Source organism: Candidatus Sulfotelmatobacter sp., from assembly GCA_036500765.1.
GTDB lineage: Bacteria > Acidobacteriota > Terriglobia > Terriglobales > Acidobacteriaceae > Sulfotelmatobacter.
In genome coordinates this window covers 174,102-191,051 of record DASYBM010000011.1, presented here as the reverse complement: position 1 = coordinate 191,051, position 16,950 = coordinate 174,102, and the positions used below count along the sequence as shown (strand labels likewise).

The window sequence follows — 16,950 nt, the reverse complement described above, 5'->3', positions numbered from 1 at the left end:
AGGACGAAGACTGGAGGCGCGGGTCGGAATCGAACCGACGCATAAAGGTTTTGCAGACCTCTCCCTTACCACTTGGGTACCGCGCCCCTGCTCCATACGTTAGCGTTCCGGCCGGAAAAAGTCCATCGGCGGCGAGAAGGTTGAAAGCTTGGAACGAACGGAGAAAGAAATCTGGAGCGGGAGACGGGGGTCGAACCCGCGACATCGACCTTGGCAAGGTCGCGCTCTACCACTGAGCTACTCCCGCGCTCGTCTGGTCATTTTACAGTACCGGCGCGTGGGCTGACAATTCGCCGCATGGGGAGTGAACGCAAGTAATTTCATGCGCTGCCAATCCGCATGCGGTCCGAACGGATAACCAACTAGACGCCATCTGTGATCCATTTCTTAAAAAGCTCGACGACCTGAGCCGCACTCCGCGCTTCTCGGCAGCCATACGTGAATCCCTTCTTCACTGTGGGCGTCATCGTTCTGAGTCCTTCCCATGCATATAGCAGGTAGCTATAAGCCTGTGCTCGCGCCTCCAAATCCTGCATGAGATTTGAGTTACGAGCCCCTATGCGAACCTCTTCCTCAAAGCATTCTCCAATGGCGGCGGGAGAGAATCCGGCGCGCTGGAGCGCCGTCAGGATCGCTGTTTTTCCATTTAATGACATGCATAAAATTTTCCCCGTAGGAATCCTCGCCCGAATCGTTGCGGAGGATATCTGAGGTTGAGTTTCAAGCTCATACGATTCGATTACTTGAATCACCGGACCAGAATCGTAAACGTTGCCAAAGACTCGAAATTGGATCGGCGTATTGGCATATTGCTGCTCCGCGACAGCAATAATGTTGCGCATTGCTCCCTCAATAAATCGCTCCGAATCTGATCGCCCCAAACAGACAAGCACCCCCTCTGCCGTTTTAGCGACATCGTAGAAGCGACCCTTGAATGCTGCTATTGAACCCTTGCCGGACGGAATCCAGACGAGGCGATCACGATAGACATTCTCTGGGTAGCGCTCGTTTAGAGCCGTTTTTACTGGGTCGTAAAACCCAATGACGAATGCGATTTTCACGGTAAGCTCCGGTTGTCATCGCATTGTCAAAGAGTCCATCACATACCCCAGCGGAAGGTTAAGAGCACGGAGCTCGGGTTCTGTCATTCGTTGGACAACATCAGCAGCGATCCGCCGAATTGATGGCTCAGAGATGGTCCTGGCAGGAACTTCTGCGGTGGGGACACCTATTGACAGCGCAGGCTCAGAGGGGGGCTGTGCGGGTTTTTCGGCTGCGCCAACCAGCCGTTGGAATTCTTCGCGGATTCGTTGGCGGCGAAATTCAACCCACTTGGATTTCAAGCCAAGTCCCTGAATGCGTTCGTAAAATGGGATCCACCACTTGGGATCCTCAAGAAGAGGTGTTAGAACTAATTTTTTCGAATCGTCGAGATCGGCGGTGAAGTCCCTGCCGATTTTCAGGAGTGCTTCAGCCGAGACTCTTGGAACTTCTTGCCAATGGGGTAGCGGCTTCGAGTTGGAGTGCATCGTCCGAAGCGCACCGTTCTCAGGGTCCCGGTATAGCCGAAAAGCGGAGTCTGGACTCGCAAAGGTTTTCCAGACCCGCGGGTTCCTCGTGAGTTGATCGAGAGCATAAAAGGCGAAGCTCGACTGATCGCCTGGCTTTACTTCCTTGAGTCGGTCCTCGGTTGCCCTCAACCGATAACTGACATCCATGCCAGCGCGGGAGGACTCTGCGATTTCTGGCGCATTCTTGTGGATGAATTCACGGAAGGTGCGGAAACCGTATTTCTCAGGTCTGAAATCTGGATAAGAGGTCTTGGCAAGCACGGCAAGCTGGCTACCTTTTAGGGGACGCGGGTCGGCTTGTTGGAGGGAGCTTACGAGAAACGAAACTACAGCGGAGATGGTCTCAATCATTGTTAGCCTCGCGATGAATTAAAGTGAGGGCCGGGCAGGGGCACCTAGAAGGGATGCCCCTGCATCAAAGGGCCTCACTAGAATCTATTTTTCAGTCGCGAAGCATCACGCTGTAGAATTGAACGGTTAGTAATTCAACAGTTCACATTGGCTGACAACGACTGACCTGTGCCAGCATTCTAGTTAGCGTGGTCCGGTTTATACCGCACGCAGCACTCACGGTGTTTCTAGTCGTCCCAATCAAAAAGCTGCGTTTTGTCCCGATGCGGAGTGAGATTTTTACGGTGCCTGCGGTCGAGGCAGTCTCAGTCCTCGCTTGCAATTTTCCCATTTACTAACATCAATGTCAAGGGGGGATCTGGTTCTCCGAGAACTGCTTTCAACGCAAGATTTAGGATAGTCCCATTCCTCCGGGCCAGCCATAATCCTCGCAATTGCTTTATGATGATCTATCGCTCACCTTACGACGGAGAAACCAGACGTGGCTCAGACGGAAACTGACGGCTTAGAGGTTTTGGAAACCAGGGAGTGGGTCGATTCTCTGGACTATGTTCTTGAAAAAGGCGGCCCTAACCGGGCGGGCCGTTTGCTTCAGCAGTTGGAGTTGCACGCGCGGCGCGAGGCCGGCGTCAACCTGCCCTTTTCCGCGACCACGCCTTACCAGAACACGATTCCCTCGACGCAGCAGCCGCCGTTCCCCGGCAGCCAGGAGATGGAACGGCGCATTAAGAGCCTGGTCCGCTGGAATGCTCTGGCCATGGTCGTCCGAGCCAATAAAATGCAGGAAGGCATTGGCGGACACATCTCGACCTTCGCCTCTGCCGCCACGCTCTATGAAGTTGCCTTCAACCATTTTTTTCGCGCGCAAACCGAAAACGGCGACCGCGATGTCGTCTACTTCCAGGGCCACGCCGCTCCGGGAATTTATTCGCGAGCCTACCTTGAAGGCCGCATTTCGAAAGAGAAGCTGCAAAACTTCCGCCGCGAGTTGAAATCCGGCGGGGGATTGAGTTCCTATCCTCATCCCTGGCTGATGCCAGAGTTCTGGGAATTTCCCACGGTTTCGATGGGCCTCGGTCCGATCCAGGCGATTTACCACGCGCGCTTCATCAAATATCTTGAAAATCGCGGACTCAAACAGTCAACCGGCGGCAAAGTCTGGGCGTTCCTCGGCGACGGCGAAATGGACGAACCCGAGTCGCTGGGTTCGATCACTCTGGCTTCGCGCGAGCGCCTCGACAACCTGATCTTCGTGGTGAACTGCAACCTGCAGCGCCTCGACGGCCCGGTGCGCGGCAACGGCAAAATTATTCAGGAACTGGAAGCCATTTTCCGCGGCGCCGGATGGAACGTCATCAAGTGCATCTGGGGCTCCGATTGGGACAGCCTCATTCAAAACGACCGCGACGGCCTGCTAGTCAAGCGCCTGGGCGAAGTCAGCGATGGACAGTATCAGAAATATTTTGTCGAGAGCGGAGCGTATTTCCGACAGAATCTTTTCGGCACCGATCCCCGTCTGCTGAAAATGGTGGAGCATCTTTCTGACGATCAACTCTCGCGCATGCGCCTGGGCGGTCACGATCCCATCAAGGTCCACGCCGCATTCCGCGAGGCCGTCGATCATACGGGCCAGCCTACGATCGTTCTCGCCAAAACGATTAAGGGCTACGGACTCGGCGAGGCCGGTGAGGGCAAGAACATCACTCACCAGCAGAAGAAACTGAACGAAGACGAGTTGCAGATGTTCCGCTCGCGTTTTGGAATTCCCATTCCAGACGATGAGCTGCACAACGCCCCGTTCTATCGTCCCTCCGACGAGAGCGCTGAAATCAAATACATGCAGGCCCGCCGCCAGCAGTTGGGCGGATACATGCCCACGCGAAAGGTCCGGGCCGCGGCGCTGAAAGAAGTTCCCGACGCGCACTTTGAGGAATTCCACAAAGGCACTGAAGGCCGCGAAGTCTCCACGACGATGGTCTTTGTGCGCCTGCTCGCGAAACTATTGCGCGATCCTGAACTCGGCAAGCTCATCGTTCCGATCGTGCCCGACGAAGCGCGCACGTTCGGCATGGAAGCTTTATTCCGGCAGGTGGGAATTTATTCAAGCGTCGGCCAGAACTACGAGCCCGTCGACATGGACACGCTGCTCTATTACAAGGAAGCTAAGAACGGCCAGATTCTCGAAGAGGGCATCACCGAGTCCGGATCGATGTGCTCGTTCATCGCCGCGGGCACCGCCTATGCCAATCATGGCATCAACACAATTCCGTTCTTTATTTATTATTCAATGTTCGGATTCCAGCGGATTGGCGACTTAATCTGGGCTGCGTCCGACATGCGCTGCCGCGGATTCCTCGTTGGCGGCACTGCCGGCCGCACCACGCTCGCGGGCGAAGGCCTTCAGCACCAGGACGGCCACAGCCACGTGCTCGCGCTTCCCGTGCCCAATTTGCTCGCCTACGATCCCGCATTCGCTTACGAAATCGCCATCATTATTCAGGATGGCATCAAGCGCATGTACATCGATCAGGAGTCGATCTTCTATTACCTGACTGTCGGCAACGAGCCTCTGGCGATGCCAGGAATGCCTGAGGGCAACATTCGTGAAGGAGTTTTGAAAGGCTTGTATCGCTTCAAAACTTCTACCAATTCTGATGCCAAGCTACGCGCGCAACTGCTGGGTAGCGGCGCCATCATGTTTGAAGTGCTCAAGGCGCAACAGATTCTGGAAGAAAAATACGGAGTCGCCGCCGACGTGTGGAGCGTTACCAGCTACAAAGAGCTGTATCGCAACGCCAACGATTGCGAGCGCTGGAACATGCTGCATCCTGCGGACCCGGCGAAAGTCCCCTATGTGACGCAAACGTTGAAAGATGCCGCCGGCCCATTCATTGCCGCATCCGACTATATGAAAGTTTTGCCAGAGAGCCTGACTAAGTGGGTGCCGGGACAACTGGTTTCGCTCGGCACCGACGGCTTCGGCCGCAGCGAAAGCCGCGTGGCGTTGCGTGACTTCTTCGAAGTCGATGCCAAACACATCGTGTTGGCAACGCTCGGAGCGCTGGCGCGCGAAAATAAAATTGGCACTGACGTAGTGTCGCGAGCGATAAAGGAATTAGGAATCAACCCCGACAAAGCAAATCCGGCCGTCAGCTGAAAAGCGCAGCCGATTCGCTCGGCGGCAACGATTCGTATCGGGATGAGAGATTCGTATCAGGGCACGCCTTTAGGCGTGGCGTCCGCGCAACATTATTGATCGCGCCTTTAGGCGCTGCGGCACACAACATTTCAGATCCAAAAAGGAACCGACGCGGTGATCGAATTCAAACTTCCCGAGCTGGGAGAAAACATCGAACAAGGCGACCTCGTACGCCTAATGATTGCTCCCGGAGCTGCGGTGAGCGCCGGCCAATCGGTCATGGAACTGGAGACCGACAAGGCAGTCGTCGAAGTGCCCTCGTCAGTCAGCGGCACGGTGCAGGACATCCGCGTTAAAGAAGGCGACAAGATTAAAGTTGGGCAGGTGATCTTCACCGTGGACGGATCGGAAACAAAAGCCTCTGTCGCGGCTCCCACGCAACCCCCTGCACCTGCACCTGCGCCTTCTAAGCCAACTCCCGTTTCCACGTCGTCAGCCGCGGGCGCCCCAGCGACAAAAACTGCACCCGAGCGCCGCGAACGCCGCGCGCCATCCACAGCCGCGAGTGAATTCACCCTTCCCGAACTCGGGGAAAATATTTCCCAGGGCGATCTCGTCCGCCTGATGATCGCGCCCGGCACAAAAGTTTCCGAAGGCCAACCGGTCATGGAACTTGAGACCGACAAAGCCGTCGTCGAAGTGCCATCGTCGGTCAGCGGAGTCGTCAAAGAAATAAAAGTGAAAGAAGGCGAGAAGATCAAAGTTGGCCAAGTAATCTTCACGCTTGAAGGCGGCACTTCGGCGCAGCCCGAAATCACGCGGTCCCGCAACGCTCCGGTCGAACACGTCACGGGACAGCACGGAGCGCGTCTCGCATTTCAAGCCGCAATTCGTGCCGAAGGTAAAACAGAAGAGCAGGCGCTGCCTCCCGACCAGCCGCAGCAATCTGCATCGGCATTCACCATGCCCGCGCAACTGGGAAAAGTTGCGGGAACCGAACATCGCGAAGCCATCCCGGCCGCGCCGCACGTGCGGCGATTCGCTCGCGAGGTTGGCATTGACATTTACGAGGTCAAGGGCTCCGGCCCCGGCGGGCGCATCAGCGAAGATGACGTCAAGACTTACGCGAAGCAACTGCTCTCTGCCGCGGCGACCGCTGCACAAGCTGCACCGCGCGCCGGACATTTTGCTCAACCCCAACTCCCGGATTTCGCCAAGTGGGGCAAGGTGGAGCGCGTCTCCATGCGCGGCGTCCGCCGCAAGACCGCCGAGCACCTCGCCGAAGCCTGGAATACGATTCCTCACGTCACGCAGCACGACCGCGCCGACATTACCGAACTCGAGCAACTGCGCGCCCGCTTTGCGCCCAAAGCCGAAGAAGCCGGCGGCAAGATGACCGTTACCGCCATCGCTCTGAAAGTCTGCGCCGCCGCGCTCAAAGTTTTCCCGCAATTCAACGCCAGCATCGACATCGAGAAAGAAGAAATTGTCTACAAGCAATACATCAACATCGGCGTCGCCGCCGATACGGATCGCGGACTGCTGGTGCCCGTGATTCGCGATGTCGAAAAGAAAAACATTGTCGAACTCGCGGTCGAGTTGTCGCAGCTCTCGAAAAAAGCGCGGGACAAAAAAATCACGCCCGAGGACATGCAAGGCGGGACCTTCACGATTACAAACCTCGGCGGCATCGGCGGCATCGGCTTCACGCCCATTGTGAACTTTCCGGAGGTCGCAATCCTCGGCCTCTCGCGCTCGCGTATGGAGCCGGAGTGGATCGGATCGAAAGATGCCGGCAAGTTCGAGCCGCGACTGATTCTGCCGCTCTCGCTCTCCTACGATCATCGCCTGATCGACGGAGCCGACGCCGCCCGCTTCCTGCGCTGGATTGCGGAAGCGTTCGAGCAGCCGTTCCTGTTATCGGTGCAGGGGTGAAAGCAAAATCATGAACCACGAAGAACACGAAGTTGCACGAAGGAAAGCGACCAGACTGGGTCTTTTTGAAGAGGTCTTCTTCGTGAACCCTCGTGCCGTTCGTGATTGAAAGCCTTATGTCCGAAACCTCGAATCAGAACATTGCAGTCGTCGGCGCCGGCCCCGGCGGCTACGCCGCCGCATTCCTCGCCGCCGACCTCGGCATGTCCGTGACCCTCATCGACCCGGAAATCAATCCCGGCGGCGTCTGCCTCTACCGCGGCTGCATTCCGTCGAAAGCCCTGCTCCACGTGGCCAAGCTGATTGAAGAATCCGAACAGGCGAAAAATTGGGGCATCGAATTCGCCGCGCCGAAAATCGATCTCGCCCGCCTGCGAACTTGGAAAGAAGGCGTCGTAAAAAAACTCACCGGCGGCCTCGGCATTCTTTCGAAACAGCGTAAGGTGCACTACGTCCAAGGCCGCGCCGCCTTCGAGAACTCCACGACGCTGCGCGTCACGAAATCCGACGGCTCCGAAGAATCGCTGACCTTCGACCGCATCATCCTCGCCACCGGTTCCCGCCCATCGGTCGTTCCAACTTTGAAACTCGACACGCCCCGGATGATGGATTCAACCGGCGCGCTCGACCTCACCGACATTCCCGGCACTTTGCTGGTAGTCGGCGGCGGATACATCGGCCTCGAACTCGGCTCCGTCTATGCCGCCCTCGGCACGCGCGTCACCGTCGTTGAAATGCTCCCCGGCCTGCTCCCCGGAGCCGACCGCGACCTCGTCCTTCCTCTTCACAAGCGCCTGGAAAAAATGTTCGAAGCGATCCTGCTCAACACCACCGTCGCTTCCGTGAAAGACGAAGGCAATGCCATTCGCGCCACGCTAAAAGCACAAGACGGCAACACGCAGGAAAAACTTTTCGACCGCGTGCTGGTATCTGTAGGCCGCAAGCCCAACTCCGAAATTCCCGGCCTCGAAAAAACGCGCGTGCAACTCGGCCAGCGCGGTTTCATTCAGGTGAACAAACAATTACAGACCGATGATCCCTCCATCTGCGCCATCGGCGACGTCGTCGGCGAACCCATGCTGGCGCACAAGGCAATGCACGAGGGCCGCACCGCCGTCGAAGCCATCGCCGGACACAAAGTCGCTTTCGAACCGAACGCCATTCCGGCGGTCGTTTTCACCGATCCTGAAGTCGCGTGGTGCGGCCTGACCGAGACGCAAGCGCAAAAAGAGAATCGCGAAATCAAAGTCGCCAAATTTCCGTGGGCCGCCTCAGGCCGCGCTACCACTCTCGATCGCCCCGAAGGCATGACCAAGATCCTCATCGATCCTCAGACCGAGCGCGTGCTCGGAGTCGGCATCGTCGGCGTCGGCGCTGGCGAAATGATCGCCGAGGGTGTGCTCGCCATTGAAATGGCGGCACTCGCCAAAGACGTGGCCATGACTATCCATCCGCATCCCACGCTGTCGGAAACGGTGATGGAATCCGCCGAAGTCTTCTTCGGCACCAGCACCGACATCTACCGTCCCAAGCGTGGATGAGCTCGCGACCGAATGAGAATCGCGACAGGAAGTTGGGACGGAAACTCGGCCTCGCGCCTGCCTCAATTCGATAGAATGATTGATCACGCCGACTCGCACGCGCCAGCGGAGGCGGGATAACTTCATGTCCTCTTGTCTCAAGTCAAGTTTCGTCCTTTGCCTGGCGCTGTTTCTGCCTTTCTCCCCGTCGCGCTCCTTCGGCCAAATTCTGCCCGCTGCTCCAGCGAGCACTTCGTCAGCTGCCAGCACTCCCACCGATCCTCTAAATCGCACCACCCCGTCGGGCTCGGTGCTCGGTTTTTTACAAGCGGCGCAGTCGGGCAACTACAGCATCGCAGCCCAATACTTGCAGATGAGCCCGGCGCGCCGCCAAGCCGATGGAGAGCAACTCGCCAGCAAACTCAACGCGGTGCTGAACGACCCGCACGCCTTTACCGGACGCGTCGGCGGCTTCACACAGGCGGAAGGAAGTCCGCAGGAGGGTATACCTCTCGGCCGGCAAAAACTGGGCACTATGTCGTCGGGCGACGTCGAGGCCGATCTCGATCTGGTGCGAGTCACCGACCCGAGCGCCGGAAAAATCTGGCTGATCTCCTCCGACACTCTCGCCAAAGTTCCCGAACTTTACGATCAGGTCGAAGCACGGCAGGTTGAGAGAAAACTCCCCGCCGTGCTGGTGAAACACGAGTTCGGCGGCGTGCCGCTATGGCAATGGCTGGCGATGCTGCTCGCGCTGCCAGTCGCCGCCGGCATCGGCTGGCTGGTCCTCGTGCTGCTTGGAATCCCCGTGCGCTGGTGGGCGCGGCGGCGCGGTCAGCTCGACATCGCGAACTGGCGCTCGGTTTCCGGTCCGGCGTGGCTCCTGACCGGCACGCTCGCGCACCAGTTTTTTGTCCGCTATCTCGGTATCGCCCTGCTGCCGCGCCACTATTACTTCCAAATCACCATGGCCGCGCTCATCGTTGCCGCGACCTGGATCGTCTGGCGCGTCGTGAAATGGTTCCTGCAGCGCGTGCGCACTCGTGCATTGGCGCGGGGACTCGCGGGTACGGGATCGCTCATGCTGCTGGGCGAACGCATTCTTAAGTTTGTGATTTTTTCCGTCGGCCTTCTGGCCGTGCTCAGTAATCTCGGCTTCAACATGAGCACGGCACTCGCTGGCCTCGGCATTGGCGGCCTGGCGATTGGTTTCGGTGCACAGCAAACGATCGCCAACATTTTCGGCGGCGTTTCGGTTCTCGGCGATGAAGTCTTTCGAGTTGGCGATGTCTGCCGCTTCGGCGATCGCACCGGAGTCGTCGAGGACATCGGCTTGCGCTCCACCCGCATCCGCACCGAAGAGCGGACGCTGCTGGCTATTCCCAACGGCACCGTGGCGACGATCAACCTCGAGAACCTGAGCCGCCGCGACAAAATTCTCTTCACCACGAAACTGAGCCTGAGCCCCGACTCCAAGCCCGACCACGTTCGCTTCGTGCTCGCGGAAATCCGCCGCCTGCTCTACAGTCATCCTAAGATCGAAACCAAAACGGTCCGCGTTCGCCTCATCGACATTGCCGGCGCGGCGCTCAGCATTGAAGTGTTGTCGTACATCCTGACGCAAGACTTCAATGAGTTCGCCGCGGTTCGCGAAGATGTGCTGCTGCGCGTGCTGGATATCGTGGAAGATTCCGGAGGCAGCCTGGCAGTACCCTCGCAGACCCTCTACATACGCCGCGATTCGGACGTGCAAAAAGAGAAAGCAGAAAACGCCATCAAGAAAATTGCAGAATTGCGCGACGGCAAGCAACTGCCCTTCCCCGATCATCACGAAAAAGATATCGCCGCCTTCAAAGGATCGATCGAGTACCCGCCGAAGGAATCAGCGGTAAATAAAAATAACGATTCCGCCAAGCCAAGGTAGCGCCGCCGTCCCGGCGGCTGTAGTGGCGGCGTCCCGCTGCCAAAGCCGAAAGTGATTTGCGCTCTCGAACATCTTGTAGCATTTCCATGACTCACGCGGCGAGGGCGAAGACGCCCCTTCGACAAGCTCAGGGCAGGCTCTCGCGACAGCCCGCTGGGACGGCGGCGCTACTTCGAACTCTTCCATCTCCCTGTCAGCCATTGCAGAAATAAGTGCGTCGGGAAATATACGAACAGCGGCACCGCGATCATATAGACGAGCAGATACGCCCAGCCCGGCATCACATGCTGGTCATGAAAGAACGGACCCCGGGCCCAATTCACATCCTGCTCGGGCCGCCAGAAATAATTGATCGGCACGACAATCCATGCGGTCAGCGTTTGAAATTTCCATCCCCGGGAATCGTAGCCAAGCCGCCAAATCGCCCACAGCAGCAGCGGCGGCGTCACTACATGAAACAAACTGAGCAGGCGAATCGTGAGTGGCAGATGCGGATCGAACATATATTCGGTGCCGCCGAAAATATGCCGTCCAGACAGGACCGCACCTGCAAGGTCGACAGTGAAAATCGTCTGGAAAAATAGCAATCCCGACGCGACCCAGGAAAACAGCAGCGGACTCTCCAGCCACAAGCCAATCCCAATCAGCACATTCCCAATGTCACAGAAGAAAAGAAAATTCTGCGCCCCATACTGCCGCAGGTAAACGGGCGCCCAGATGAGAAGCCAGATCGTCCACGCGATTTTCAGCCAGAGCGGCACGCGCATGGGTCGGTATTGTATGCGAGGCTGGGCTTCGGTCGTCGGTCGTCAGTCGTCGGCGTTAGCTCTTAGGCCTACCATCTAGACCGCCCTGATGAGGGCCGAAGACCGACGACCGAAGCCCGACGACCGACGACTGTCGCGTCCACAAATGCCTCAGCCCGCGAATTACCAGCGTAACTTGCCGCCGCTTACCGCTGTACCTAGGATGAGAATCGTATGGGTTACCAAGCTCTTCTCTTCTGCCCCGACGAAAAAACTGCCCGCACAGTGACTCAGGTCCTGAGCGAGCTTGAGTTCAACGTCGAGCCCTGCGTTGAACCTTTTGCCGCAGTCAAGAAGCTGATGGGCCAACACTTCGACGCCGTGGTGGTCGACTGCGATAACGAGCAGAATGCCACACTGTTATTCAAGAGCGCGCGGAACTCGACGTCCAACCAGGCGTCGCTTGCCGTGGCTGTCGTGGAAGGTCAGGCCGGGGTGGCCAAGGCGTTTCGTATCGGCGCCAACCTCGTCCTGACCAAACCCATCAACATCGAACAGGCGAAAGGAACGCTGCGCGTGGCGCGCGGACTCCTGCGCAAGGGCGATCCGTCCAAACCAGCGACTGCCCCAGCAACAACCGCGGCCACTCCTGCACCAGCGGCCTCTCCCACCCTCGCAGCTACTCCGGCGCCAGTGGCAGTGCCTGCGAAGCCGGTTGCAGCCAAACCAGTGCCCGCGAAACCAGCAGTTCTGCCAACGCCGTCAACCGTCTCATCTCCGCGTCCCATCGCTCCGCCGGTGCCAAAGTCCCCGGAGCCAAAATCTGCGCCGGTTCAGGCGCGGCCCGCAACTGCGACAGCAAGTTCATCGACCATCGCAGGCGACGACGATCTTCTCGAAATTTCGGATGATTCCATTGCAGCGCCTGCGCCCACAAAATCGATGCCCGCACCCGCCAGTTCTGCGGTTGCGACCGAGGCGAAATCGGCAACGATCGGATTGCCGGTCGCTCACGGCAGCGGAGCCGCCAGCGCGCCCGCTCCCGCCCGTGTTCCGGATTCTCACATTGCAGAAAAATCGGCGGGACATGCGTCCGCGGAAGATGATGAGCCACTTTTCTCAAAGCCGGTGGAAGCAACCAAGAGCGAGTCCAGCCACATCGGCTCCGCGCCCACCTTCACTTTCGGCGGAGCCAATGTCGCGGAGCCATCAACCGGCGGCAGCAAGAAAATCTTCATCGGCATTGCGGCAGCCGTGTTCGTCGCCGCCGGAGCCTACTTCACCTGGACAAAGCTCCAGGACAGCAAAACCGGGCAGAGTACGCCCTCGAGCTTCGCCGTTCCGCAAACCACGAAGCCGGCCAACGCTGCATCGACTGCAACCAAGGTCCCTGATTCTTCATCGACGGCCACACAGCCCGGCGGCATGCTTTCAAGCAGCCCCGCGAAAGACGCCACTACACCAGCCTCTCCAGAACTATCGCCTTCTAGTTCCGCGAAGCCTTCGGCCTCGGCTGCGCCCATAGCCGAAAAACCCTCTGCGCCGCCCAAGCCCCCCGGCGAGAATACGCCGGTTGGTGCGGCTCTGATGGTCAAAGGCGGCAAGGCTCCGGTACTGAAGCTTAAGACCGCAGATACCGATGCTTCCGCTCCCGACATGATTGGTGTCGCGGCGGGCGCCGGCGCGCCTCCGCCAGATTTGGGCGGCTCCACTGGAAGCACGCCCCCACCGGTGCTACAGTCGATGAACGTTTCGCAGGGCGTATCCCAAGGTTTGCTGGTGAAGAAAGTCCAGCCTATATATCCGAAGAACGCATTGTTCATGCACGTGGAAGGTGCGGTCGAGTTGCAAGCGACGATTTCGAAGAATGGCGACATTGCCCGCGTGAAGGTGTTGAGCGGCGACTCCCAGCTTACTCGCTCCGCCACCGATGCCGTGAAGCAATGGAAGTACAAGCCCTACCTGCTTAACGGCGAACCAGTAGAAATTCAGACGCAAATCACAATCAACTTCAAGCTGCCCAACTAAGCCCGGTCCAGGCTCCTCGGCGAGGAAACACTACTTAGTCGCTAACACGTCAAAAGGCCTCATCATCTCGTTGTCTTCATGCTCCAGGATGTGGCAATGCCACACGAAGCGTCCGGGATATCCGTCGAAGCGGACAATAATCCGCGTTACCATCCCCGGCTCGGCTCGAACCGTATCTTTCCATCCCATTTCGTTCGCGTCGGGAGGAACCGGCGGTCCGGTGAACTTGAGCTCGCGCTTGCGCAGGTAGTTCATTACGAAAAAATTACGGCGGTCGAGAATCTGAAAGCGCACCATGTGCAGATGGATCGGGTGGGAATCTTCTGTCCCGTTGACCAGGCTCCAGATTTCCGTTGAGCCGAGCGCAGGATTCTCACTCACGGGATCCATCCAGCGCTTCCGGTCCAACAGCATGATTGTCGGATTGTCGGCGGCGTCGACGGTCTCCTCGATCATCAATTCGCGAGTCTTTACCGCGCCGGACTCAGAAATCCGCGCCACTTCCCGAAGCGTTGCGGGAATGGGCGCAATGGCCGCGACCGCGACAGACTCGTTTCCTGCCACGCGAAACTGCATCGCCGTCAGATGATCGCTGTTCAACACAAGGTTCTCGCCGGCATGTTTGGAGAAATCGACGATTACATCCGCGCGCTCGGCCGGTGCCAGCGTCAGCAGCTTCATCGGGACTGGAGCCGCAAGTAGACCCTGATCCGAACCGATCTGTTGGAATTCCATTCGATTTGCAAACGTCAAATGGAAAAATCGTCCGTTGGCGCCATTCAGCACTCGCAGGCGGTAAGGCCGGGCTTCCACTTCGCAGAAAGGCGAAACTTTCCCGTTCACCAGCAGAGCATCGCCAAATGCTTCCGGCACCCACGGCTTTTTAGGATCAGGCGAGACCGGATAGTAAAGCTGGCCCTCATGATCGACCTGGCGATCGCATAACACGAGCGGCATTTCATACTTGCCGGCGGGGAGCCCCAATCCATCCTCAAACGGGTCGCGAATCAAGTACAGCCCGAATAATCCTGCGTAGATGTTTAGACGATTAATCCCCATCGCATGATCGTGGTACCAGAGCGTGGCGGCCTCTTGATTGTTGGGATAGAAACTCGTGCTCGACTTGCCGGGCACAAACCAGCTTTCGGGATAACCGTCACTGTCCGCAGGCACGCGCCCTCCGTGCAAATGAACCACCGCCCGCACTTCGGGTTTGTCCGCCTCAGCGCCTTCCAGATTGCGATCCACGGGCAGCAGATGCGATGCCGGCAATTCATTTATCCATTCAATTAGAATTCCCTCTCCGCTGCGCGCTTCAATCGTGGGTCCGGGCAGCGTGGAGTTGAATCCCCAAATGCGGGTCGCGGAAAGATCGCGATGCAGTTTCGTCTCCGCCGGCCGCATGCGCAGGCGGTAGTAAGGGACATTCACTTTTGAGCCCAGCGGGCTGGGGCGAAAACTCTCCGGCTGCAACACTGCCGGGATGGGGAGCGGATCGGCAAATTTAGTTAGAGAGTTGGCATCAAGCGGCCGTCTTACCGGGGCGGGATTTTGCGAGAGAAGATTCGGGCGGCTGGAAAGCGCGGCGGCCAATGCGCCCGTGCCGTACAAAAAATCACGTCGATTCATAAATAAACTAGATTTCATAGCGCAAACTGTAAGCAAATCACCCTAACATAACTCCCGCAAAGCGAAACCGGGCACGAGGACAACTTCGTCCGTGCCCGGTTCCTGTTTCAACGACAAGCTCAGCCGCAGGCTACTCTTTCTCGCCCGTAGTGGGATTCAACACCAGAACCCCGTTGGTCCGGATCGTCTTGAAGTTAAACATCTGCGAGATGGAGTTGGCGATGCCGTCAAAGGAGCCGCTGCCCAGGCGCTGGCCGCCCAGCCAGTTGTCCTCGATGAAATGAAGGATCGAGGTCTGGTCGGTCACCGAATCATCGACGAAGTTCGTCTTAGCCCAGGGAGAGATCACCAGCAGTGGCAGCCGCGGCCCGTACCCGCAGCGGCCCAGGGCATGGGGGTTGGCGGTTACGTTGACTCCCGGCAAGGAAGTCGCCGCCGTTCCGCAGGACCCTGGTCCGGTAAGTACATCGGCTGCGCCCGTCGACTGGTTCAGGATTGGGCTCATTACATGGTCGTACCAGCCGTCGGAATCGTCGTACATGATTACGACCGCCGTGGTGTTCCAGTACGGCGTTCCCATCAGGAAGTTGATGGTGTTGACCACGAAGGTCTGCTCATCCAGCGGATCGGAATAGCCGGCATGGGCATCTTGATAGGCCGGAGCCTTCAGGAAGTTGACTGCCGGAAAGTTCCCGGCCGAAACGGCGGTGAAGAAATCCTGGATGTCATATTGATGGTTGGCCGGTCCCGCGTTACCAATCTCCGCCGTAGAGGCCGGACGGGTATGGTTCGGGTTCGCAACTGACGGATAGTAGCCAAACAGGGAGTGGTGGGGAACGTAGTCAGCCGTCGTTCCTGCCAGGCCGGTTGAGCTGCGGGCGCAACCGGTCGTTCCATTGGAGTTCACGATGCTGAGGTTGAATCCACCCATGAAGCCGCCCCAGGTGACTCCCGAAGCGTTGAGCAGGTCGCCAATGTTTGGGCCGGCCATCTGAACTTGATTCCGGGTCGGATTTGAGCAAACATCGCCGACGGGATCGGCGTCGCCGATTACGGTGTACGAACCGTCGGGTCCGCCGCTGACTTCGTCGCCCAATCCATTCAGTATGTTGACGGCTCCGTTGGTTTGTCCGGAAGTCAAATTGAGGACTCCGGGGGTAGATGGCCCAAAGGTCGTTCCGAAGGAGTTGTCGCTCATCGCAAAGTGTTGCGCATAGTTCCACAGCGCCGTGACCGTGTTGCCGTCGAAGTACGCCATGGGCTCGGTGGTGCCATATCCGGTGTGCGTCGGGAACAGGTCCATCAGGCCCATGTCGACCGCTGCCTGCTCGTCGGTGTAGGCATGATCCTGATCGGTGGTGACTGCCTGCGAAGGCCCTAGGCGGAACGGATTCGACGCGATGCCGACGTTGGCGGGATTCAAGTTGGGATTGTTGGTCAGCAACGCGCTGGTATATCCATTAACCACCGGGGTGGTCGTCGATGCAGTGAACTTCGATTCACCCTTGGGGTTTGCCGCGACGGGATAGGTTCCGAAGTAGTGGTCGAACGAGACGTTCTCATTGAAGATTACTACCAGGTGCTGGATCGGAGTAGCCGGGTTAATCGCAGGTTTGTTGGTTTTCTTGGACTGCTTCTCGGCGGATGCGGCGAAGGCGGGCGTGGCGATCGGTCCCAGGGCGGTGGCTAAAGCCAGCAGCAGCGCCATCGTCTTCCTGGGGGTTTCCAGCAGTACCTTCGTAGTCATAAGAGAGTCTCTCCTGTACCCGGATGGGCCAGATTTCTGAAGACGGCAGCCGCGCATGCGACAGCCTCGGCACCGGTCTCTGGGTTGGGTATCTGGAGCAACATAACCGCCGCATGTTTCGCGGAGGTTGCACAAAGATCAAATGAATATGAATTCGACCTCTACGGCAACAGAGGATTCACCCCACACTTCTCGATGCCGAACCAAGCCGGGGAAGTATAGATCTTGTGAGGCTACCTCCAGAGCGGCGGCGGCATCCAACTAGCTGCTTTACGGAGGTCTTATGAAAAAAGTAGCAACGGCAGCCGGCGTGTTGTTCGTCGGATTTCTCGGATACGTGTTGCTCAGTTCTCTTCCAGA

10 protein-coding genes and 2 tRNA genes are annotated in these 16,950 nt (G+C 58.0%); 5 read left to right on the top strand and 7 right to left on the bottom strand.

Translation table 11 applies throughout. From position 1 onward, the window contains the following. Positions 1-11 precede the first annotated feature (11 nt). The 4 genes from VGM18_14405 to VGM18_14390 form a co-directional block, all read right to left on the bottom strand. A tRNA-Cys gene (locus VGM18_14405) sits at positions 12-86 on the bottom strand. An 86-nt stretch (positions 87-172) separates the two neighbouring features. Next, positions 173-247 (bottom strand) — tRNA-Gly (locus tag VGM18_14400). Positions 248-362: 115 nt separating this feature from the next. Further along, positions 363-1,061 (bottom strand): hypothetical protein, encoded by a 699-nt coding sequence (locus tag VGM18_14395; GenBank protein ID HEY3974194.1) that lies wholly within the window; start codon positions 1,059-1,061, stop codon positions 363-365. A gap of 15 nt (positions 1,062-1,076) precedes the next feature. Next, entirely contained in the window at positions 1,077-1,922 is an 846-nt protein-coding gene (locus VGM18_14390) for a hypothetical protein (protein ID HEY3974193.1), read from the bottom strand. Between the two features lie 481 nt (positions 1,923-2,403). On the opposite strand from VGM18_14390, the gene aceE reads away from it, so the two are divergent. The 4 genes from aceE to VGM18_14370 all read left to right on the top strand — a co-directional run bounded on the left by aceE (position 2,404) and on the right by VGM18_14370 (position 10,440). Next, positions 2,404-5,079, top strand: coding sequence for a pyruvate dehydrogenase (acetyl-transferring), homodimeric type (aceE, locus tag VGM18_14385; GenBank protein ID HEY3974192.1), 2,676 nt, complete (start codon positions 2,404-2,406; stop codon positions 5,077-5,079). Positions 5,080-5,235: 156 nt separating this feature from the next. Beyond that, a complete protein-coding gene (gene aceF / locus VGM18_14380; protein ID HEY3974191.1) occupies positions 5,236-6,996 on the top strand; it encodes a dihydrolipoyllysine-residue acetyltransferase in 1,761 nt (586 codons plus the stop codon). Between the two features lie 116 nt (positions 6,997-7,112). After that, complete coding sequence (gene lpdA, locus VGM18_14375; protein HEY3974190.1) at positions 7,113-8,537, top strand: dihydrolipoyl dehydrogenase; 1,425 nt, start codon at positions 7,113-7,115, stop codon at positions 8,535-8,537. Positions 8,538-8,661: 124 nt separating this feature from the next. Further along, positions 8,662-10,440 carry a mechanosensitive ion channel family protein gene (locus tag VGM18_14370; GenBank protein HEY3974189.1) on the top strand — a complete coding sequence of 593 codons (1,779 nt, stop codon included), beginning with the start codon at positions 8,662-8,664 and terminating at the stop codon, positions 10,438-10,440. A 167-nt stretch (positions 10,441-10,607) separates the two neighbouring features. On the opposite strand, the gene VGM18_14365 is transcribed toward VGM18_14370, so the two are convergent. Then, positions 10,608-11,207, bottom strand: coding sequence for a hypothetical protein (locus VGM18_14365; GenBank protein HEY3974188.1), 600 nt, complete (start codon positions 11,205-11,207; stop codon positions 10,608-10,610). A gap of 213 nt (positions 11,208-11,420) precedes the next feature. On the opposite strand from VGM18_14365, the gene VGM18_14360 reads away from it, so the two are divergent. Further along, positions 11,421-13,214: a TonB family protein gene (locus VGM18_14360; GenBank protein ID HEY3974187.1), complete on the top strand. Its 1,794-nt coding sequence runs from the start codon at positions 11,421-11,423 to the stop codon at positions 13,212-13,214. A 30-nt stretch (positions 13,215-13,244) separates the two neighbouring features. Here the strand turns inward: VGM18_14360 and VGM18_14355 are convergent, their stop codons facing one another. Further along, positions 13,245-14,861 carry a multicopper oxidase domain-containing protein gene (locus tag VGM18_14355; GenBank protein HEY3974186.1) on the bottom strand — a complete coding sequence of 539 codons (1,617 nt, stop codon included), beginning with the start codon at positions 14,859-14,861 and terminating at the stop codon, positions 13,245-13,247. A 112-nt stretch (positions 14,862-14,973) separates the two neighbouring features. Then, the gene (locus VGM18_14350) at positions 14,974-16,590 is read right to left on the bottom strand and encodes an alkaline phosphatase family protein (GenBank protein ID HEY3974185.1); all 1,617 of its coding nucleotides are present in this window, start codon (positions 16,588-16,590) and stop codon (positions 14,974-14,976) included. Positions 16,591-16,950 lie beyond the last annotated feature (360 nt).

Excerpts from the sequence above, each read along its gene's own strand:
- VGM18_14390 (HEY3974193.1), bottom strand. The coding sequence starts at position 1,922 with ATGATTGAGACCATCTCCGCTGTAGTTTCGTTTCTCGTAAGCTCCCTC.
- lpdA (HEY3974190.1), top strand. The coding sequence starts at position 7,113 with ATGTCCGAAACCTCGAATCAGAACATTGCAGTCGTCGGCGCCGGCCCC.
- VGM18_14370 (HEY3974189.1), top strand. The coding sequence starts at position 8,662 with ATGTCCTCTTGTCTCAAGTCAAGTTTCGTCCTTTGCCTGGCGCTGTTT.
- VGM18_14365 (HEY3974188.1), bottom strand. The coding sequence starts at position 11,207 with ATGCGCGTGCCGCTCTGGCTGAAAATCGCGTGGACGATCTGGCTTCTC.
- VGM18_14360 (HEY3974187.1), top strand. The coding sequence starts at position 11,421 with ATGGGTTACCAAGCTCTTCTCTTCTGCCCCGACGAAAAAACTGCCCGC.
- VGM18_14355 (HEY3974186.1), bottom strand. The coding sequence starts at position 14,861 with ATGAAATCTAGTTTATTTATGAATCGACGTGATTTTTTGTACGGCACG.
- VGM18_14350 (HEY3974185.1), bottom strand. The coding sequence starts at position 16,590 with ATGACTACGAAGGTACTGCTGGAAACCCCCAGGAAGACGATGGCGCTG.